Annotated in this window: 1 protein-coding gene; it reads left to right on the top strand. The window is 56.3% G+C overall.

Annotated elements, in window-relative coordinates; all coding sequences use genetic code 11:
* Positions 1-32: 32 nt before the first annotated feature.
* Positions 33-938: a type IIL restriction-modification enzyme MmeI gene (locus HMPREF3088_RS10585; protein WP_246817953.1), complete on the top strand. Its 906-nt coding sequence runs from the start codon at positions 33-35 to the stop codon at positions 936-938.
* Positions 939-1,135: the final 197 nt, after the last annotated feature.

Below are 1,135 nucleotides of genomic sequence, written 5' to 3'. Positions count from 1 at the left end.
CCCCATTATCGGGGACACTCACAAGGTAACGGGTGGAGCAGCGTATCGAGAAGGGGGTCAATGCCTACCTCATCGATGGCGCAAATGTGCTCGTGAAGAAGCGAACAAAGCCCCTTGCTGATATTCCCCGAGCCCGGTTCGGATCTAAACCGACTGATGGTGGAAACCTCATTGTGGAAACCGATGAGTATGCGGAGGTTGCAGCCGACCCGATCGCAGCGAAGTACCTGCGCCCATTCCGCATGGGTAGAGAGCTTGTGCGCGGTCTAGACCGATGGTGCCTCTGGATGGCGGATGAGTTTGATCCCTCAGATGTAGCGAAGTCAGAGGTACTGAAAGAACGAATTGAAGCAGTGCGCGCTATGCGCCTTGCGAGCAAAAAGAAGGCGACACAGGAGTCTGCTGCGACCCCGTATCTTTTCCAAGAGAACCACCAACCTGATGTTCCTTATGTTGCTATCCCCCGTGTGGTGTCGGAAATGCGGCTGTTTTACACGGCGGCGCACTTGTCTCCAGAGGTGATTGCTGGAGACAAGGTATACACAGCGGTTGACCCCGACGGGCTTCTGTTCGGTCTGATTTCGTCTTCGATGTTCATCACGTGGCAGAGGGCAGTGGGCGGACGAATGAAGTCTGACCTGAACTTTGCGAACACGCTGACGTGGAACACCTTCCCCGTTCCGGAGCTTGATGAGAAGGCGCGACAGCGGATCATCGACGCGGGCAAGAAGGTTCTGGAGGCCCGGGCGCTACACCCGGAGCGTTCCCTGGCGGAGCACTATAACCCGTTGGCGATGGCACCCGAGTTGCTCAAGGCCCACGATGATCTTGACCGTGAGGTCGATAAAACATTCGGGGCCCCGCGGAAGCTCACGACAGAGCGCCAGCGCCAGGAGCTCCTATTCGCGAACTACGTCGTGTTGACAGAGGGGGCGTAGCCGGAGGTAATTGTTCGGTCTTCGCGCCGAAATTGGATAGGTGAGGAAGCATGGTTTGAGGCGGTGACCGATGGCAGATATGCGCAGACTGAACAGGGAAAACCCGAACTTTTCGCGAGAGCGTCTTTTTCGGGCATACACTGCCGTTATGCTCCTTAATATCCGGGTTAAGGGTCAAAAAGTGTGTCCGGAATCGC

This window comes from Corynebacterium sp. HMSC22B11, assembly GCF_001815965.1.
GTDB lineage: Bacteria > Actinomycetota > Actinomycetes > Mycobacteriales > Mycobacteriaceae > Corynebacterium.
Note: the sequence above shows the minus strand (reverse complement) of the source record. Positions and strands in the feature narration are given on the sequence as shown.